Source organism: Pseudomonas sp. ZT5P21, assembly GCF_054897785.1.
Genome location: NZ_CM142705.1, coordinates 2,323,093 through 2,341,514, shown reverse-complemented (window position 1 = coordinate 2,341,514; position 18,422 = coordinate 2,323,093). Strand labels below are relative to the sequence as shown.

Sequence of the window (18,422 nt, the reverse complement as noted above, 5' to 3'; positions counted from 1 at the left end):
CGATTCAACTTGCCCCACGTCGGGCCGACAAACTGGCAAACTCAAAACCTGTAGGAGCGAGCTTGCTCGCGATGGACGTCAACGATGATTGCCTAAGCCTGACACCCCGCGGTGCTCTTACGCCCATCGCGAGCAAGCTCGCTCCTACATATCAAGACATCAAGAAGTCGGAGATAACGCAAATGTCACTAAGCACCCTGCTCATCACGCTGCTGCTGACCTGCAGTTTTTCGGTCATGGCTGCCACCGAGATCGTGCCACTGAATTACCACACCAGTGCCGACATGCTGCCAATGGCCCAGGATTTCATCGGCAAGGATGGACAGGTCAGCGCTTACGGCAACCAGCTGATCGTGAATGCCGATCAGCGCAAGATCGACGAACTTAAAGCCCTTGTCGCACAACTCGACACCCAGCCAAAACGCCTGCTCATCACCGTCGACACCAACGAAAACAACTTCCAGGGCGACCAGGGCTACTCGGTAAATGGCGCCAAACCGAGCCAGACCCGAATCATCAATCGCGGCACCGAAAGCCGTGACGGCGGCATCCAGCAAGTCCAGACCAGCGAAGGCACACCTGCGTTGATCCAGGTTGGCCAGAGCGTGCCGCTGACCAGCACGCAAACCGATTCCTACGGCGATCCGCGCAGCCAGACCGAATACCGCAACGTCACCCAGGGTTTCTACGTCACCGCCAGCGTCACCGGCGACATCGTTCACCTGTCGATCAGTACCAACCGTGACCGCGTGAGCCAGGAACGTCCCGATGTAGTGAACGTGCAAAGCACCGACACAACCGTCACCGGACGCCTCGGCGAATGGATCACCCTGGCCGGCGCGAATCACCAGACTCAGGCTGACAAACAGGGCCTTACCCGCAGCTACTCGACTCAGGGCCGGGATGACATGACCCTGCGGGTGAAAGTCGATACTCTGGACTAAACCACCGAAAACTGACTGATTAGTCGTATTAGACCAAAGATGTAGTGCTTGAAAAAAAGCACTACAAAACGTTTGACGAGCCAAAAAAGCAAGGGCATGATGGCCTCGCTCCCGCTAATCAGGGGCCCTGGCAAGGGCCTTCGAAGCGATGCTCGCCTCTACCCCGCGAGCCGTTTCGTGTCTGTACCGCCCACAAGGTGTGTTTGACGAGGTTGCCGACTGGAACGAAGTTGTCCCGAGGGACGGAAGCGTATTTAGGTAAACACGGCATCACACTGAAGTTCGTATAAAGGCCCACGACGCCCGAATTCGCTCGCCAGTCCGCCCTTACCTGCTCACTTCCCCTCGAGCCCATCGTTCATCCTGTCGCCAATCCCGCCAAATCCGACTTGACCGCCTAAGCTTCTGGTCAGCGAGCGCATGAATTTTTCAACGCAGAACAACTTTCCGTAAAAGACGCGACGAGGTTTATCTCCATGGCACTGACACGCGAACAGCAAATTGCAGCCCTCGAAAAAGACTGGGCTGAAAACCCACGCTGGAAAGGCGTGACACGCGCTTACTCCGCTGCTGACGTCGTCCGCCTGCGTGGCTCGGTTCAACCTGAGCACACCTTTGCAAAAATGGGCGCCGAGAAGCTCTGGAACCTGGTGACCCAGGGAGCCAAGCCGTCCTTCCGTCCTGAGAAAGATTTCGTCAACTGCATGGGCGCCCTGACTGGCGGCCAGGCTGTACAACAAGTCAAAGCCGGTATCCAGGCAATCTACCTGTCGGGCTGGCAAGTGGCTGCGGACAACAACTCCGCCGAATCGATGTACCCGGATCAGTCGCTGTACCCGGTGGACTCGGTTCCGACCGTGGTCAAGCGCATCAACAACTCGTTCCGTCGTGCTGACCAGATCCAGTGGAAGGCCGGCAAAAACCCGGGCGACGAAGGCTACATCGACTACTTCGCACCGATCGTGGCTGACGCTGAAGCCGGTTTCGGCGGCGTTCTGAACGCCTACGAGCTGATGAAAAGCATGATCGAAGCAGGCGCCGCCGGCGTTCACTTCGAAGACCAACTGGCTTCCGTTAAAAAATGCGGCCATATGGGTGGCAAGGTACTGGTTCCCACCCAGGAAGCTGTGCAGAAGCTGACCGCCGCTCGTCTGGCGGCTGACGTTGCCGGCACGCCGACCATCATTCTGGCGCGTACCGATGCCAACGCGGCTGACCTGCTGACGTCCGACTGCGACCCGTACGACCAGCCGTTCGTGACTGGCGAACGCACCCAGGAAGGCTTCTACAAAGTGCGCGCCGGTCTTGACCAGGCGATCGCTCGCGGCCTGGCTTACGCGCCGTACGCCGACCTGATCTGGTGCGAAACCGCCAAGCCGGATCTGGACGAGGCCCGTCGCTTCGCTGAAGCGATCAAAAAGGAATACCCGGACCAACTGCTGTCGTACAACTGCTCGCCTTCCTTCAACTGGAAGAAAAACCTGGACGACGCGACCATCGCCAAGTTCCAGCGCGAATTGTCCGCCATGGGCTACAAGCACCAGTTCATCACCCTGGCTGGCATTCACAACATGTGGCACAGCATGTTCAACCTGGCGCACGACTACGCCCGCAACGACATGACTGCCTACGTGAAACTGCAAGAGCAAGAGTTCGCTGACGCTTCCAAGGGTTACACCTTCGTGGCTCACCAGCAGGAAGTCGGCACCGGCTACTTCGACGACATGACCACCGTGATTCAAGGTGGCTCGTCTTCGGTGACCGCACTGACCGGTTCGACTGAAGAAGAACAGTTCCACTAATCTGCTTCGCCTGAACAAACGGCCGGTGCGGATCGAATAAAAAGCTAACCGCAACGCCGCATATCTGACGCCCCGACTGGTTCAGGGCGTTTTTTTTGCGTTCGGTTTCCAAACAGCGCAAAAATCCTGTGGGAGGGTGCGGCGATCCGACTTGCTCGCGAAAGCGGAAGGTCAGTCAGCATTGAATCGATTGAGCCACCGCATTCGCGAGCAAGCCCGCTCCCACATTGACCGAAGCGACCTTGGCAGAATCATTGATCCAACGCATTTCTGCGATCAGCAAAACACGGTAAAACGACCCCACCCGCTACTTGCAGTAACGTGCATATAAGCCAACTTCTCACCCCTTCACCCGTTAAACAGTTCGAAAACCGACTCAAACAATATTGATTATCATTTGGGGCCAACTTTGCTTGTTACATTCTGCACAAAATACAATTCATGAAACGCCGGCTAACGCCCGCAACGCATGGGCTGCGCGGCCTTAGAGATATCCAATGTCCTTATTCCTATAAATAATTTCGCTATAGGAATTTTACTTGCAGGGTGTTGTGCCATAAAATCAGCGGGATTGATTGCTGCGACATATCGTCACTGCGTTGTTTCTTTTTCAAGCTCAGAGACCTTTGCTCTCTGTCAAGGATTACCAGCATGCCCGAAGCGACAGGACTCATGGCCCACAACTGGGGCTTTGCCATTTTCCTTCTGGGCGTTATCGGCCTGTGTGCCTTTATGCTTGGCGTCTCCAGCCTCCTTGGGTCAAAAGCCTGGGGCCGCAGCAAAAACGAACCGTTCGAGTCCGGCATGCTACCCACAGGTGGCGCCCGCTTGCGGCTCTCAGCCAAATTCTATCTGGTCGCGATGCTGTTCGTGATCTTCGATATCGAAGCCCTTTTTCTCTTTGCCTGGTCTGTGTCCGTCCGCGAAAGCGGCTGGACCGGATTCGTCGAAGCTCTCGTTTTCATAGCAATTCTGTTGGCAGGTCTTGTCTACCTGTTCCGAGTGGGCGCCCTTGACTGGGCTCCGGAAGCTCGTCGCAAGCGGCAGGCGAAGCTGAAACAATGAGGCTTTGGCAATGCAATACAATCTCACCAGGATCGACCCCGATGCTCCTAACGAGCAGTATCCGATTGGCGAACGGGAAACCGTTTCCGATCCGTTAGAAGATCAAGTCCACAAAAACATCTTCATGGGCAAGCTCGAAGACGTGCTTAACGGCACGATCAACTGGGGGCGCAAGAACTCCCTGTGGCCGTATAACTTCGGTCTTTCGTGCTGCTACGTGGAAATGACCACCGCCTTCACGGCGCCCCACGACATCGCGCGCTTTGGCGCCGAAGTTATCCGGGCATCGCCGCGCCAGGCGGATTTCATGGTTATCGCCGGTACCTGCTTCATCAAGATGGCGCCGATCATTCAGCGTCTCTACGAGCAAATGCTCGAACCTAAATGGGTAATCTCCATGGGTTCGTGCGCCAACTCCGGTGGCATGTACGACATCTACTCTGTCGTTCAAGGGGTGGACAAGTTCCTGCCCGTGGACGTCTACGTGCCTGGCTGCCCGCCCCGCCCTGAAGCTTTTCTGCAAGGCTTGATGCTTTTGCAGGAGTCGATTGGCCAGGAGCGTCGTCCACTTTCCTGGGTCGTTGGCGATCAAGGCGTTTATCGCGCCGAGATGCCTTCCGAAAAGGAAAAGCGCCGCGAACAGCGTATCGCAGTCACCAACCTGCGCAGCCCCGACGAAGTCTGATCCAGTTCAGCTGTTTCAATGAAACGAAAAACTGGCTTCATTCTTTACGTTGACCGAAAGCGATAAATAACCATGACTACAGGCAGTGCTCTGTACATCCCGCCTTACAAGGCAGACGACCAGGATGTGGTCGTCGAACTGAACAACCGTTTTGGCCCCGAGGCATTCACCGCCCAGCCTACGCGCACCGGCATGCCGGTGCTTTGGGTTGCCCGTGCCAAACTCGTCGAAGTAATGACCTTCCTGCGTAACCTGCCCAAGCCGTACGTCATGCTCTATGACCTGCACGGCGTGGACGAGCGTCTGCGCACCAAGCGTCAGGGGCTGCCAAGCGGCGCCGACTTCACCGTGTTCTATCACCTGATGTCGATCGAACGTAACAGTGACGTGATGATCAAGGTCGCCTTGTCCGAGAGCGACCTCAGCGTGCCAACCGTTACCGGGATCTGGCCGAACGCCAACTGGTACGAACGCGAAGTGTGGGACATGTACGGCATCGACTTCGCCGGCCATCCGCACCTGACCCGCATCATGATGCCGCCGACCTGGGAAGGTCACCCGCTGCGCAAGGACTTCCCGGCCCGTGCCACTGAATTTGACCCGTTCACCCTGAACCTGGCCAAGCAACAGCTTGAGGAAGAAGCCGCGCGCTTCAAGCCTGAAGACTGGGGCATGAAGCGTTCCGGGGCGAACGAGGACTACATGTTCCTCAACCTCGGCCCCAACCACCCTTCCGCGCACGGTGCGTTCCGCATCATCCTGCAGCTGGATGGTGAAGAGATCGTCGACTGTGTACCGGACGTCGGTTACCACCACCGTGGTGCCGAGAAGATGGCCGAGCGTCAGTCCTGGCACAGCTTCATTCCGTACACCGACCGTATCGACTACCTCGGCGGCGTGATGAACAACCTGCCGTACGTGCTCTCGGTCGAGAAACTGGCCGGCATCAAGGTGCCCGAGAAGGTCGACGTCATCCGCATCATGATGGCCGAGTTCTTCCGGATCACCAGCCACCTGCTGTTCCTGGGGACGTACATCCAGGACGTCGGCGCCATGACCCCGGTGTTCTTCACGTTCACCGACCGTCAGAAGGCGTACACGGTGATCGAAGCCATTACCGGTTTCCGCCTGCACCCGGCCTGGTATCGCATCGGGGGCGTCGCTCACGACCTGCCGCGCGGCTGGGAAAAACTGGTGAAAGACTTCGTCGAGTGGATGCCAAAGCGTCTGGACGAATACCAGAAAGCCGCTCTGGACAACAGCATCCTGCGTGGCCGGACCATCGGCGTCGCCGACTACAACACCAAGCAAGCCCTGGAATGGGGCGTCACCGGTGCCGGCCTGCGTTCGACCGGTTGCGATTTCGACCTGCGTAAAGCCCGCCCATACTCGGGCTACGAAAACTTCGAATTTGAAGTGCCGCTGGCCGTCAATGGCGATGCCTACGACCGTTGCATCGTGCGCGTCGAAGAAATGCGCCAGAGCATCAAGATCATCGACCAGTGCATGCGCAATATGCCGGAAGGCCCGTACAAGGCGGATCACCCGCTGACCACGCCGCCGCCGAAAGAGCGCACGCTGCAACACATCGAGACCCTGATCACGCACTTCCTGCAAGTTTCGTGGGGCCCGGTCATGCCGGCCAACGAATCCTTCCAGATGATCGAAGCGACCAAGGGCATCAACAGTTATTACCTGACGAGCGATGGCGGCACCATGAGCTACCGCACCCGGATTCGCACCCCAAGCTTCCCGCACCTGCAGCAGATCCCTTCGGTGATCAAAGGCAGCATGGTCGCGGACTTGATCGCGTACCTGGGTAGTATCGATTTCGTTATGGCCGACGTGGACCGCTAAGCATGAACAGCACGCTTATCCAGACAGACCGTTTCACCCTCAGTGAAACCGAGCGCTCGGCCATCGAGCACGAGCTGCATCACTACGAAGACCCGCGCGCGGCGTCGATCGAAGCCCTGAAGATCGTCCAGAAGGAACGTGGCTGGGTGCCTGACGGCGCGCTCTACGCCATCGGCGAGATCCTCGGCATTCCGGCTAGCGACGTTGAAGGTGTGGCGACGTTTTATAGCCAGATCTTCCGTCAGCCCGTCGGTCGTCACATCATTCGCGTCTGCGACAGCATGGTCTGCTACATCGGCGGCCATGAATCGGTGGTCAGCGAAATCCAGAGCAAACTCGGCATCGGCCTGGGTCAAACCACCACCGACGGTCGTTTCACCCTGCTGCCGGTCTGCTGCCTCGGCAACTGCGACAAGGCGCCGGCGTTGATGATCGACGACGACACTTTCGGTGATGTGCAGCCTGCCGGCGTTGCCAAATTGCTCGAGGGCTACGTATGACCCTGACTTCCTTCGGTCCTGCCAACCGCATCAAGCGTTCGGCCGAGACTCACCCGCTGACCTGGCGTCTGCGTGACGACGGCGAAGCTGTGTGGCTCGACGAGTACCAGTCTAAGAACGGCTACGCCGCCGCGCGCAAGGCTTTCGCCGACATGGCTCAGGACGACATCGTCCAGACCGTGAAAGACGCCGGCCTCAAGGGTCGCGGCGGTGCAGGCTTCCCCACGGGCGTGAAGTGGGGCCTGATGCCAAAGGACGAATCCATCAACATCCGCTACCTGCTGTGCAACGCGGATGAAATGGAGCCGAACACCTGGAAAGACCGCATGCTGATGGAGCAACTGCCCCATCTGCTGATCGAAGGCATGCTGATCAGTGCCCGCGCGCTGAAAACCTACCGTGGCTACATCTTCCTGCGTGGCGAGTACACCACCGCCGCCAAGCACCTGAACCGTGCAGTGGAAGAAGCCAAGGCTGCGGGCCTGCTGGGCAAGAACATCCTGGGCAGCGGCTTCGATTTCGAGCTGTTCGTTCACACTGGCGCAGGGCGTTACATCTGCGGTGAAGAAACCGCACTGATCAACTCCCTCGAAGGCCGCCGCGCCAATCCGCGCTCCAAGCCGCCTTTCCCTGCCGCCGTCGGCGTGTGGGGCAAGCCGACCTGCGTGAACAACGTTGAAACCCTGTGCAACGTCCCGGCGATCATTGCCGACGGCGTGGACTGGTACAAATCGTTGGCGCGCGAAGGCAGCGAAGACATGGGCACCAAACTCATGGGCTTCTCCGGCAAGGTCAAGAACCCGGGCCTGTGGGAGTTGCCATTCGGCGTCACCGGTCGCGAGTTGTTCGAAGATTATGCCGGCGGCATGCGCGACGGTTACAAACTCAAATGCTGGCAGCCTGGCGGCGCCGGTACTGGTTTCCTGTTGCCGGAACACCTCGACGCACAAATGTACGCCGGCGGCATCGCCAAAGTGGGCACCCGTATGGGTACCGGCCTGGCCATGGCGGTGGACGACAGCGTCAACATGGTGTCCCTGCTGCGCAACATGGAAGAGTTCTTCGCCCGTGAGTCGTGCGGTTTCTGCACCCCGTGCCGTGACGGTTTGCCGTGGAGCGTCAAGCTGCTGCGCGCCATCGAGAACGGTGAAGGGCAAGCCGGCGATATCGAGACCCTGCTGGGTCTGGTCGGCTTCCTCGGCCCAGGCAAGACCTTCTGTGCTCACGCACCGGGCGCCGTGGAGCCGTTGGGCAGCGCAATCAAATACTTCCGTCCAGAGTTCGAAGCCGGCATCGCGCCCACCAGCGCCGCCGTCCCGCCTCTGGCAAGGCCGATCGTAGTCGGCGCGTAAACGCTTAAAAAGGCGAAGGGTCCGTGCCCTTCGCCTTTCGTTCGATGACGCCTTTTACAGGCTGTTTGGATTCGGACGAATAACAAGATTCCATTAGCCACGCCCGCTGACACCGGGCCAACGAAGAACTTTGAACCATGGCCACTATCCACGTAGACGGCAAAGAGCTCGAAGTCGATGGGGCAGACAACCTGTTACAGGCATGTCTGTCGCTAGGCCTCGATATCCCGTATTTCTGCTGGCACCCAGCCCTAGGCAGCGTTGGCGCTTGCCGCCAGTGTGCGGTCAAGCAGTACACCGACGAGAACGACAAGCGTGGTCGGATCGTCATGTCGTGCATGACGCCCGCCACCGACGGCAGCTGGATCTCCATCGACGACGAAGAAGCGAAAGTATTCCGCGCCAGCGTCGTTGAATGGCTGATGACCAACCATCCTCACGACTGCCCGGTCTGTGAGGAAGGCGGTCACTGCCACCTGCAAGACATGACCGTGATGACCGGCCACAACGAACGCCGTTATCGCTTCACCAAACGTACTCACCAGAACCAGCAACTGGGCCCGTTCATTTCCCACGAAATGAACCGCTGCATCGCTTGCTACCGCTGCGTGCGCTTCTATAAGGATTACGCTGGCGGCACAGACCTCGGTGTGTTCGGCGCCCACGACAACGTGTACTTCGGTCGCGTTGAAGACGGCGTGCTGGAAAGCGAGTTCTCCGGCAACCTCACCGAGGTCTGCCCGACCGGTGTGTTCACCGACAAGACTCACTCCGAGCGCTACAACCGCAAGTGGGACATGCAGTTCTCGCCGAGCATCTGCCATGGCTGCTCCAGCGGTTGCAACATTTCCCCGGGCGAACGCTACGGTGAACTGCGCCGGATCGAAAACCGCTTCAACGGTTCGGTCAACCAGTACTTCCTGTGCGACCGTGGCCGTTTCGGCTACGGCTACGTCAACCGCGAAGACCGCCCGCGTCAGCCGCTGCTGGCCAGCGGCGCCAAGCTGAGCCTCGACGAAGCGCTGGATAAAGCCGCCGACCTGCTGCGTGGTCGCAACATCGTCGGTATCGGTTCGCCGCGTGCCAGCCTCGAAAGCAACTACGCGTTGCGCGAACTGGTCGGCGCCGACCACTTCTACTCCGGCATCGAAGCGGCCGAACTGGAGCGTATTCGTCTGGTCATGCAGGTGCTGAAAGACAGCCCGCTGCCGATCCCGAACATGCGCGATATCGAAGACCACGACGCGATTTTCGTCCTCGGCGAAGACCTGACCCAGACGGCCGCCCGTATGGCACTGTCCCTGCGTCAGTCGGTCAAGGGCAAGGCCGAAGACATGGCCGACGCCATGCGCGTTCAGCCTTGGCTCGACGCTGCGGTGAAGAACATCGGTCAGCATGAACTGAACCCGCTGTTCATCGCCAGCCTGGCTGAAACCAAGCTCGATGACATCGCCGAAGAATGCGTTCACGCCGCTCCGGACGACCTGGCGCGCATCGGTTTCGCCGTGGCTCACGCCCTCGATGCCAGCGCTCCAGCGGTTGATGGACTGGACACTGAAGCCCTCGACCTGGCCAAGCGCATCGCCGACGCCCTGCTCGCCGCCAAGCGCCCATTAATCATTGCCGGCACCTCGTTGGGTTCCAAGGCGTTGATCGAAGCTGCCGCCAACATCGCCAAAGCCTTGAAGCTGCGCGAGAAGAACGGCTCCATCAGCCTGATCGTGCCGGAGGCCAACAGCCTCGGCCTGGCCATGCTCGGTGGCGAATCGGTCGATGCAGCACTGCAAGCGGTGATCGACGGCAAGGCAGACGCCATTGTCGTGCTGGAAAACGATCTGTACACCCGTACCGACAAAGCCAAGGTCGATGCAGCCCTGACCGCCGCGAAAGTGGTGATCGTGGCTGACCATCAGAAGACCGCCACCAGCGATCGCGCGCACCTGGTTCTGCCGGCCGCCAGCTTCGCTGAAGGCGACGGTACGCTGGTCAGCCAAGAAGGTCGCGCCCAGCGTTTCTTCCAGGTCTTCGACCCGAAATACATGGACGCGAGCATTCTGGTTCACGAAGGCTGGCGCTGGCTGCATGCCCTGCGTGCCACCCTGTTGAACCAGCCGATCGACTGGACCCAACTGGACCACGTCACCGCCGCTGTGGCGTCGAGCACGCCACAACTGGCGCGTATCGTCGATGCCGCACCGTCCGCCGCGTTCCGCATCAAGGGTATGAAACTGGCCCGCGAACCGCTGCGCTACTCGGGTCGCACCGCCATGCGCGCCGACATCAACGTGCACGAACCGCGTACTCCGCAAGACAACGACACCGCGTTCAACTTCTCGATGGAAGGTTACTCGGGCTCGGTGGAACCGCGCCAGCAAGTGCCATTCGCCTGGTCTCCGGGCTGGAACTCGCCGCAGGCCTGGAACAAGTTCCAGGACGAAGTCGGTGGTCACATCCGCGCTGGCGACCCGGGCACCCGCCTGATCGAAAGCGCCGGTGACTCGTTGAACTGGTTCGCGGCTGTTCCGCGTGCGTTCAACCCGGCGCCGGGCACCTGGCAGGTTGTGCCGTTCTTCCACCTGCTCGGCAGCGAAGAGAACTCTTCGAAAGCCGCACCGGTTCAGGAACGCATCCCGGCCGCTTACGTCGCGTTGGCCAAATCCGAAGCCGACCGCCTGGGCGTCAACGACGGTGCCCTGCTGAGCTTGAACGTCGCGGGTCAGACCTTGCGTCTGCCGCTGCGGATCAACGAAGAGCTGGGTGCCGGTCTGGTTGCATTGCCTGCGGGCATCGCCGGCATTCCGCCAGCGATCTTTGGCAAATCCGTTGACGGTCTGCAGGAGGCAGCGCTATGACTTGGTTCACTCCTGAAGTGATCGATGTGATCATCGCGGTCATCCAGGCCATCGTGATTCTGCTTGCCGTTGTGGTCTGCGGCGCGTTGCTGAGCTGGGTCGAGCGTCGTTTGCTCGCCCTCTGGCAGGACCGTTACGGTCCGAACCGCGTCGGCCCGTTCGGCGCGTTCCAGATCGCGGCCGACATGATCAAGATGTTCTTCAAGGAAGACTGGACGCCACCGTTCGCCGACAAGATGATCTTCACCCTGGCACCGGTCGTGGCCATGAGCGCCCTGCTGATTGCCTTCGCGATCATCCCGATCACCCCGACCTGGGGCGTGGCGGACCTGAACATCGGCATTCTGTTCTTCTTCGCCATGGCGGGTCTGTCGGTCTACGCGGTGCTGTTCGCAGGCTGGTCGAGTAACAACAAGTTCGCCCTCTTGGGCAGCTTGCGGGCCTCGGCACAAACCGTGTCGTACGAAGTGTTCATGGGCCTGTCGCTGATGGGCATCGTGATCCAGGTCGGCTCGTTCAACATGCGCGACATCGTTGATTATCAAGCACAGAACCTGTGGTTCATCATCCCGCAGATCTTCGGTTTCCTGACCTTCTTCATCGCCGGCGTCGCCGTGACTCACCGTCACCCGTTCGACCAGCCGGAAGCGGAGCAGGAACTGGCCGACGGTTACCACATTGAATACGCCGGCATGAAATGGGGCATGTTCTTCGTCGGTGAGTACATCGGCATCGTGCTGATTTCGGCGCTGCTGGTGACCTTGTTCTTCGGTGGCTGGCACGGTCCGTTCGGCATTCTGCCGCAGATCCCGTTCATCTGGTTCGCGCTGAAAACCGCGTTCTTCATCATGATCTTCATCCTGCTGCGCGCCTCGATTCCGCGCCCACGGTATGACCAAGTGATGGACTTCAGCTGGAAGTTCTGCCTGCCGCTGACCCTCGTCAACATGCTGGTGACCGCTGCGATCGTGTTGCTCAACACGCCCGCCGTCGCGGCTCAGTGAGGATAGAGAATCATGAAGTACATTTTTGACATCGTGCATGGCTTCTTCACCCAGCTTCGCAGCCTGGTGATGATCTTCGGCCATGCCTTCCGCAAGCGCGACACGCTGCAGTACCCGGAAGAAGCCGTGTACCTGCCGCCGCGCTACCGTGGCCGTATCGTCCTGACCCGCGACCCTGATGGTGAAGAGCGTTGTGTAGCCTGCAACCTGTGCGCCGTGGCGTGCCCGGTTGGCTGCATCTCGCTGCAGAAAGCTGAAACCGAAGACGGTCGCTGGTACCCGGACTTCTTCCGCATCAACTTCTCGCGCTGCATTTTCTGCGGCCTCTGCGAGGAAGCCTGCCCGACCACCGCGATCCAGCTGACACCGGATTTCGAAATGGCCGAGTTCAAACGTCAGGACCTGGTTTACGAGAAAGAAGATCTGCTGATCTCCGGCCCCGGCAAAAACCCTGATTACAACTTCTATCGTGTTGCAGGTATGGCGATTGCCGGGAAGCCGAAAGGCTCCGCGCAGAACGAAGCCGAACCGATCAACGTGAAGAGCTTGCTGCCTTAAGGAAGAAAGATGGAATTCGCTTTCTATTTCGCATCGGGTATCGCAGTGGTGTCTACGCTTCGCGTGATCACCCACACCAACCCCGTGCACGCCCTGCTCTACCTGATCATTTCGCTGATCGCCGTGGCAATGACGTTCTTCGCCCTCGGCGCACCGTTTGCCGGTGTTCTGGAAGTGATCGCCTACGCTGGCGCCATCATGGTGCTGTTCGTGTTCGTGGTGATGATGCTGAACCTGGGCCCGGCCTCGGTTCAGCAAGAGCGCGTCTGGCTCAAGCCCGGCATCTGGCTCGGCCCGGTCATTCTCGGCGCGCTGCTGCTGGTTGAACTGCTGTACGTGCTGTTCGCCGATCAGAGCGGTCAGGCCATCGGCCACACCACCGTAGATGCCAAGGCCGTGGGCATCAGCCTGTTCGGTCCTTATCTGCTGGTGGTCGAACTCGCCTCGATGCTGCTGCTTGCAGCGGCCGTCACGGCGTTCCACTTGGGCCGCAACGAAGCCAAGGAGCAATGACGATGCCTGCTATCCCTCTGGAGCATGGTCTGGCGGTCGCCGGCATCCTGTTCTGCCTCGGTCTGGTTGGCCTGATGGTCCGCCGCAACATTCTCTTCGTGCTGATGAGCCTGGAGGTCATGATGAACGCCTCCGCACTGGCGTTCATCGTTGCCGGTAGCCGCTGGGCGCAGCCGGATGGACAGATCATGTTCATCCTGGTGATCAGCCTGGCAGCCGCCGAGGCCAGTATTGGCCTGGCGATTCTGTTGCAGCTGTATCGCCGCTTCCACACTCTCGATATCGACGCTGCCAGCGAGATGCGCGGATGAATCTTCTCTATCTGACTTTCGTATTCCCTCTCATAGGTTTCCTGCTGCTGTCGTTCTCCCGTGGACGCCTCTCGGAAAACCTGTCGGCGCTGATCGGCGTCGGTTCCATCGGCTTGTCTGCCATCGTCACGGCCTACGTGATCTGGCAATTCAACGTCGCGCCACCTGAGGGCGGTCACTACACCCAGGTGTTGTGGCAGTGGATGGCGGTGGAAGGCTTTACGCCGAACTTCGCGCTGTACCTGGATGGTCTGTCCCTGACCATGCTCGGCGTGGTCGTCGGTGTCGGCTTCCTGATCCACCTGTTCGCGTCTTGGTACATGCGCGGTGAAGCCGGTTACTCGCGCTTTTTCGCCTACACCAACCTGTTTATCGCCAGCATGCTGTTCCTGGTGCTGGGCGATAACCTGTTGTTCCTGTACTTCGGCTGGGAAGGCGTGGGCCTGTGCTCGTACCTGTTGATCGGTTTCTATTACAGCAACCGCAACAACGGTAACGCGGCACTCAAAGCCTTTATCGTGACCCGGATCGGCGACGTGTTCATGGCCATCGGCCTGTTCATCCTGTTCGCGCAACTGGGCACGCTGAACGTTCAGGAACTGCTGGTGCTGGCACCGCAGAAATTCCAGACCGGCGACTTCTGGATGGTCATGGCCACCCTGATGCTGCTGGGCGGCGCTGTCGGTAAATCCGCGCAACTGCCGCTGCAAACCTGGCTGGCGGATGCGATGGCCGGCCCTACCCCGGTTTCGGCACTGATCCACGCCGCGACCATGGTGACCGCCGGTGTCTACCTGATCGCCCGTACCCACGGTCTGTTCACCCTGGCGCCGGAGATCCTGCACCTCGTCGGCATCGTCGGCGGCGTGACCCTGGTACTCGCCGGCTTTGCCGCACTGGTTCAGACCGACATCAAACGTATCCTCGCCTACTCGACCATGAGCCAGATCGGCTACATGTTCCTGGCGCTGGGCGTGGGAGCCTGGGATGGCGCGATCTTCCACCTGATGACCCACGCGTTCTTCAAGGCGCTGTTGTTCCTTGCCTCCGGTGCGGTGATCGTTGCCTGCCACCACGAGCAGAACATCTTCAAGATGGGCGGCCTGTGGAAGAAACTGCCGCTGGCCTACGCCAGCTTCATCGTCGGCGGCGCGGCCCTGGCGGCCCTGCCACTGGTGACCGCCGGCTTCTACTCCAAGGACGAAATCCTCTGGGAAGCGTTCGCCAGCGGCAACCAGGGTCTGCTCTATGCAGGTCTGGTCGGTGCGTTCATGACGTCGCTGTACACCTTCCGCCTGATCTTCATCGCGTTCCATGGTGAAGCGAAGACCGAAGCGCACGCCGGTCACGGCATTGCTCACTGGCTGCCACTGTCGGTGCTGATCGTATTGTCCACCGCCATCGGCGCGATGATCGTTCCGCCGCTGCACGGTGTGCTGCCGGAAAGCGTCGGCCATGCCGGCGGCGACGCCAAGCACAGTCTGGAAATCGCTTCGGGCGCCATCGCCCTGGCCGGTATCCTGCTGGCCGCGTTGCTGTTCCTCGGCAAGCGTCGTTTCGTCACTGCAATCGCCAGCAGCGGCATCGGCCGCTTCCTTTCGGCCTGGTGGTTCGCTGCCTGGGGCTTCGACTGGATCTACGACAAACTGTTCGTCAAGCCATACCTGGCGATCAGCCACGGACTGCGCAAAGACCCGCTCGACCAGACCATCGGTCTGATCCCGCGTATGGCCAAAGGCGGCCACACCGCCCTGAGCCGTACCGAAACCGGTCAACTGCGTTGGTACGCGGCCTCGATGGCAGCCGGCTCCGTGCTGGTCATCGGCGCCATCGTGCTGGTAGCGGTGTGAATATGAACCTTGCGAACTTGCGAAAGGAATTGAGCCCGTCATGATTCTGCCTTGGCTAATCCTGATCCCCTTCATCGGCGGCCTGCTGTGCTGGATGGGTGAGCGCTTCGGCGCCACCCTCCCCCGCTGGGTTGCGCTGATCACCATGTCCCTGTTGCTCTCCCTCGGCCTCTGGCTGTGGGCCAACGGTGACTATTCATTTGCCCCGGCGCCTGGCGCCGATCCGACCTGGGTGCTTGAGTTCAAGCACATCTGGATCGAGCGCTTCGGCATCAGCGTGCACCTGGCCCTCGACGGCCTGTCGCTGCTGATGATCCTGCTGACCGGTCTGCTGGGGGTGCTTTCGGTCCTCTGCTCGTGGAAAGAAATCCAGCGTCACGTTGGCTTCTTCCACCTGAACCTGATGTGGATCCTGGGCGGTGTCGTCGGCGTGTTCCTTGCCCTCGACCTGTTCATGTTCTTCTTCTTCTGGGAAATGATGCTGGTGCCGATGTACTTCCTCATCGCGCTCTGGGGTCACAGTTCTTCGGACGGCAAGAAAACCCGGATCTACGCGGCGACCAAGTTCTTCATCTTCACTCAGGCCTCCGGCCTGATCATGCTGGTGGCGATCCTCGGCCTGGTTCTGGTCAACTTCAACGATACCGGCGTGATTACTTTCAATTACGCCGATCTGTTGAAAACCAAGATGTCGCTGACCACCGAGTACATCCTGATGCTCGGCTTCTTCATCGCCTTCGCGGTGAAGCTGCCAGTCGTGCCGTTCCACTCCTGGTTGCCTGACGCTCACGCCCAGGCGCCAACCGCGGGTTCGGTCGACCTGGCCGGTATCTTGTTGAAAACCGCTGCTTACGGTCTGCTGCGTTTCGCCCTGCCACTGTTCCCGAATGCCTCGGCCGAGTTCGCGCCGTTCGCCATGACCCTCGGTCTGATCGGGATCTTCTACGGCGCGTTCCTGGCCTTCGCACAAACCGACATCAAACGTCTGATCGCCTTCTCGTCCGTTTCCCACATGGGCTTCGTACTGATCGGCATCTACTCCGGCAGCCAACTGGCGCTGCAGGGCGCGGTGATGCAGATGCTGGCGCACGGTCTGTCGGCCGCGGCACTCTTTATCCTCAGCGGTCAGTTGTACGAGCGCACCCACACCCGCGACATGCGTGAAATGGGTGGCCTGTGGTCGAAGATCGCTTACCTGCCGGCCCTCAGCCTGTTCTTTGCTGCGGCGTCCCTGGGCTTGCCGGGTACCGGTAACTTCGTCGGTGAGTTCCTGATCCTGATCGGCACCTTCCCTGCCGCGCCTTGGGTCACCATCATCGCGACGTCGGGCCTGGTGTTCGGTTCGGTCTACTCGCTGATCATGATCCACCGTGCGTACTTCGGTCCGGCCAAATCGGACGCGGTACTGCACGGCATGGACGGTCGCGAACTGATCATGGTGGTCGGGCTTGCGGCGTTGCTGATCTACATCGGCGTGTACCCGCAACCGTTCCTCGATACCTCTGCTGCGACGATGCATGGCGTGCAGCAATGGCTCGGCACCGCCTTCACTCAACTCGCTTCGGCCCGGTAAGAGCGCTATGGAATTCACGACTCAACACTTTATCGCGCTAGCGCCGTTGTTGATCACCAGCGCCACGATCATCGTGGTGATGCTGGCGATCGCCTGGCGCCGCAACCACTCGCAGACCTTCCTGATTTCCGTGGCGGGTCTGAACCTGGCGTTGCTGTCGATCCTGCCGGCTCTGAAAGTCGCACCGTTGGCTGTGACTCCACTGCTGCAGATCGATAGCTTCGCTTGCTTGTACATGGCGCTGATCCTGGTCGCCACCCTCGCTTGTGTGACCCTCGCCCACGCCTACCTCGGCGATGGCGGTTCGGGCTACCCGGGCAACCGCGAAGAACTGTACCTGCTGATCCTGATGGCCGCCGCCGGTGGCCTGGTTCTGGTCAGCGCGCAGCACCTGGCCGGGTTGTTCATCGGTCTGGAACTGCTCTCGGTGCCTGTCTACGGTCTGGTGGCGTATGCCTTCTTCAACAAGCGCTCGCTGGAAGCCGGTATCAAGTACATGGTGCTCTCGGCCGCCGGTTCCGCGTTCCTGTTGTTCGGTATGGCCCTGCTCTACGCCGATTCCGGCAGCCTGAGCTTCGTCGGTATCGGTCAGGCCCTCGCGGCCACTGGCCTGCCAAGCTCGCTGGCGCAATTGGGTCTGGGCATGATGCTGATCGGTCTGGCGTTCAAGCTGTCGCTGGTACCGTTCCACCTCTGGACGCCGGACGTTTACGAAGGGGCTCCGGCACCGGTGGCGGCGTTCCTGGCGACCGCTTCGAAAGTTGCTGTGTTCGCGGTGATGGTGCGTCTGTTCCAGATCTCGCCAGCGGCGAGCAGCGGTGTACTGAGCGACGTGCTGACCATCATCGCCATCGCGTCGATCCTGTTCGGTAACCTGCTGGCCCTGACCCAGAGCAACCTCAAGCGTCTGCTGGGTTACTCGTCCATCGCTCACTTCGGCTACCTGCTGATCGCCCTGGTGGCGAGCAAAGGTCTGGCCGTGGAAGCCATCGGCGTGTACCTGGTCACCTACGTCATCACCAGCCTCGGCGCCTTCGGTGTGATCACGCTGATGTCCTCGCCGTACAACGGCCGTGACGCCGATGCGCTGTACGAGTACCGTGGCCTGTTCTGGCGCCGCCCGTACCTGACCGCCGTCCTGACCGTTATGATGCTGTCCCTGGCCGGCATCCCGCTGACCGCGGGCTTCATCGGCAAGTTCTACATAATCGCCACCGGCGTCGAGTCGCACCAATGGTGGCTGGTCGGTTCTCTGGTACTGGGCAGCGCCATCGGCGTTTTCTACTACTTGCGCGTCATGGTCACCTTGTACCTGATCGAGCCAAACCTGCGTCGCCACGATGCGCAACTGCACTGGGAACAACGTGCGGGCGGCGTGATGCTGCTGGCCATTGCCGCACTGGCGTTCTTCCTTGGATTGTATCCGCAGCCGTTGCTGGTCCTGGTTCAACAGGCCGGGTTGTCGGGTTGATCGCCTGAAGCGAAACTCGGTAGAAAACAGAAACGGCACCTTCGGGTGCCGTTTTTGTTTTTGTAGGATTTGTTACCAGCGCTCT

At 60.0% G+C, this 18,422-nt stretch carries 15 protein-coding genes; all 15 read left to right on the top strand.

Annotation, left to right across the window (positions count from 1 at the left end; all coding sequences use genetic code 11):
* Positions 1-182 precede the first annotated feature (182 nt).
* Entirely contained in the window at positions 183-944 is a 762-nt protein-coding gene (locus ACYZT9_RS10875) for a secretin N-terminal domain-containing protein (protein ID WP_462009784.1), read from the top strand.
* 476 nt (positions 945-1,420) lie between these two features.
* Positions 1,421-2,746 (top strand): isocitrate lyase, encoded by a 1,326-nt coding sequence (aceA, locus tag ACYZT9_RS10870; RefSeq protein WP_462009783.1) that lies wholly within the window; start codon positions 1,421-1,423, stop codon positions 2,744-2,746.
* A 651-nt stretch (positions 2,747-3,397) separates the two neighbouring features.
* Complete coding sequence (locus tag ACYZT9_RS10865) at positions 3,398-3,811, top strand: NADH-quinone oxidoreductase subunit A (protein WP_077045930.1); 414 nt, start codon at positions 3,398-3,400, stop codon at positions 3,809-3,811.
* Positions 3,812-3,821: 10 nt separating this feature from the next.
* The gene (locus tag ACYZT9_RS10860; protein WP_007946424.1) at positions 3,822-4,496 is read left to right on the top strand and encodes a NuoB/complex I 20 kDa subunit family protein; all 675 of its coding nucleotides are present in this window, start codon (positions 3,822-3,824) and stop codon (positions 4,494-4,496) included.
* 72 nt (positions 4,497-4,568) lie between these two features.
* A complete protein-coding gene (gene nuoC, locus ACYZT9_RS10855; RefSeq protein ID WP_462009782.1) occupies positions 4,569-6,353 on the top strand; it encodes an NADH-quinone oxidoreductase subunit C/D in 1,785 nt (594 codons plus the stop codon).
* 2 nt (positions 6,354-6,355) lie between these two features.
* A complete protein-coding gene (nuoE, locus tag ACYZT9_RS10850; RefSeq protein ID WP_008053447.1) occupies positions 6,356-6,853 on the top strand; it encodes an NADH-quinone oxidoreductase subunit NuoE in 498 nt (165 codons plus the stop codon).
* Positions 6,850-8,205, top strand: a complete 1,356-nt coding sequence (gene nuoF / locus ACYZT9_RS10845; protein WP_462009781.1) for an NADH-quinone oxidoreductase subunit NuoF — start codon at positions 6,850-6,852, stop codon at positions 8,203-8,205. Before nuoE ends, nuoF begins: the two co-directional genes overlap by 4 nt.
* Positions 8,206-8,342: 137 nt before the next feature.
* A complete protein-coding gene (gene nuoG / locus ACYZT9_RS10840; protein WP_462009780.1) occupies positions 8,343-11,057 on the top strand; it encodes an NADH-quinone oxidoreductase subunit NuoG in 2,715 nt (904 codons plus the stop codon).
* A complete protein-coding gene (gene nuoH, locus ACYZT9_RS10835; RefSeq protein WP_059406599.1) occupies positions 11,054-12,061 on the top strand; it encodes an NADH-quinone oxidoreductase subunit NuoH in 1,008 nt (335 codons plus the stop codon). The genes nuoG and nuoH overlap by 4 nt, the downstream gene beginning before the upstream one ends.
* Before the next feature lie 12 nt (positions 12,062-12,073).
* The gene (gene nuoI, locus ACYZT9_RS10830) at positions 12,074-12,619 is read left to right on the top strand and encodes an NADH-quinone oxidoreductase subunit NuoI (protein WP_157712570.1); all 546 of its coding nucleotides are present in this window, start codon (positions 12,074-12,076) and stop codon (positions 12,617-12,619) included.
* 9 nt (positions 12,620-12,628) lie between these two features.
* The gene (gene nuoJ / locus ACYZT9_RS10825; RefSeq protein WP_462009779.1) at positions 12,629-13,132 is read left to right on the top strand and encodes an NADH-quinone oxidoreductase subunit J; all 504 of its coding nucleotides are present in this window, start codon (positions 12,629-12,631) and stop codon (positions 13,130-13,132) included.
* 2 nt (positions 13,133-13,134) lie between these two features.
* Entirely contained in the window at positions 13,135-13,443 is a 309-nt protein-coding gene (nuoK, locus tag ACYZT9_RS10820) for an NADH-quinone oxidoreductase subunit NuoK (RefSeq protein ID WP_007940879.1), read from the top strand.
* Positions 13,440-15,293 carry an NADH-quinone oxidoreductase subunit L gene (gene nuoL, locus ACYZT9_RS10815; protein ID WP_462009778.1) on the top strand — a complete coding sequence of 618 codons (1,854 nt, stop codon included), beginning with the start codon at positions 13,440-13,442 and terminating at the stop codon, positions 15,291-15,293. The genes nuoK and nuoL overlap by 4 nt, the downstream gene beginning before the upstream one ends.
* 40 nt (positions 15,294-15,333) lie before the next feature.
* Entirely contained in the window at positions 15,334-16,866 is a 1,533-nt protein-coding gene (gene nuoM, locus ACYZT9_RS10810) for an NADH-quinone oxidoreductase subunit M (protein WP_462009777.1), read from the top strand.
* A 7-nt stretch (positions 16,867-16,873) separates the two neighbouring features.
* Complete coding sequence (gene nuoN, locus ACYZT9_RS10805; protein ID WP_462009776.1) at positions 16,874-18,337, top strand: NADH-quinone oxidoreductase subunit NuoN; 1,464 nt, start codon at positions 16,874-16,876, stop codon at positions 18,335-18,337.
* The last annotated feature ends 85 nt before the right edge of the window (positions 18,338-18,422 follow it).

Excerpts from the sequence above, each read along its gene's own strand:
- nuoE (WP_008053447.1), top strand. The coding sequence starts at position 6,356 with ATGAACAGCACGCTTATCCAGACAGACCGTTTCACCCTCAGTGAAACC.
- nuoJ (WP_462009779.1), top strand. The coding sequence starts at position 12,629 with ATGGAATTCGCTTTCTATTTCGCATCGGGTATCGCAGTGGTGTCTACG.
- nuoN (WP_462009776.1), top strand. The coding sequence starts at position 16,874 with ATGGAATTCACGACTCAACACTTTATCGCGCTAGCGCCGTTGTTGATC.
- nuoH (WP_059406599.1), top strand. The coding sequence starts at position 11,054 with ATGACTTGGTTCACTCCTGAAGTGATCGATGTGATCATCGCGGTCATC.
- nuoK (WP_007940879.1), top strand. The coding sequence starts at position 13,135 with ATGCCTGCTATCCCTCTGGAGCATGGTCTGGCGGTCGCCGGCATCCTG.
- aceA (WP_462009783.1), top strand. The coding sequence starts at position 1,421 with ATGGCACTGACACGCGAACAGCAAATTGCAGCCCTCGAAAAAGACTGG.
- nuoI (WP_157712570.1), top strand. The coding sequence starts at position 12,074 with ATGAAGTACATTTTTGACATCGTGCATGGCTTCTTCACCCAGCTTCGC.
- ACYZT9_RS10875 (WP_462009784.1), top strand. The coding sequence starts at position 183 with ATGTCACTAAGCACCCTGCTCATCACGCTGCTGCTGACCTGCAGTTTT.
- nuoC (WP_462009782.1), top strand. The coding sequence starts at position 4,569 with ATGACTACAGGCAGTGCTCTGTACATCCCGCCTTACAAGGCAGACGAC.
- ACYZT9_RS10865 (WP_077045930.1), top strand. The coding sequence starts at position 3,398 with ATGCCCGAAGCGACAGGACTCATGGCCCACAACTGGGGCTTTGCCATT.
- ACYZT9_RS10860 (WP_007946424.1), top strand. The coding sequence starts at position 3,822 with ATGCAATACAATCTCACCAGGATCGACCCCGATGCTCCTAACGAGCAG.
- nuoM (WP_462009777.1), top strand. The coding sequence starts at position 15,334 with ATGATTCTGCCTTGGCTAATCCTGATCCCCTTCATCGGCGGCCTGCTG.
- nuoL (WP_462009778.1), top strand. The coding sequence starts at position 13,440 with ATGAATCTTCTCTATCTGACTTTCGTATTCCCTCTCATAGGTTTCCTG.
- nuoF (WP_462009781.1), top strand. The coding sequence starts at position 6,850 with ATGACCCTGACTTCCTTCGGTCCTGCCAACCGCATCAAGCGTTCGGCC.
- nuoG (WP_462009780.1), top strand. The coding sequence starts at position 8,343 with ATGGCCACTATCCACGTAGACGGCAAAGAGCTCGAAGTCGATGGGGCA.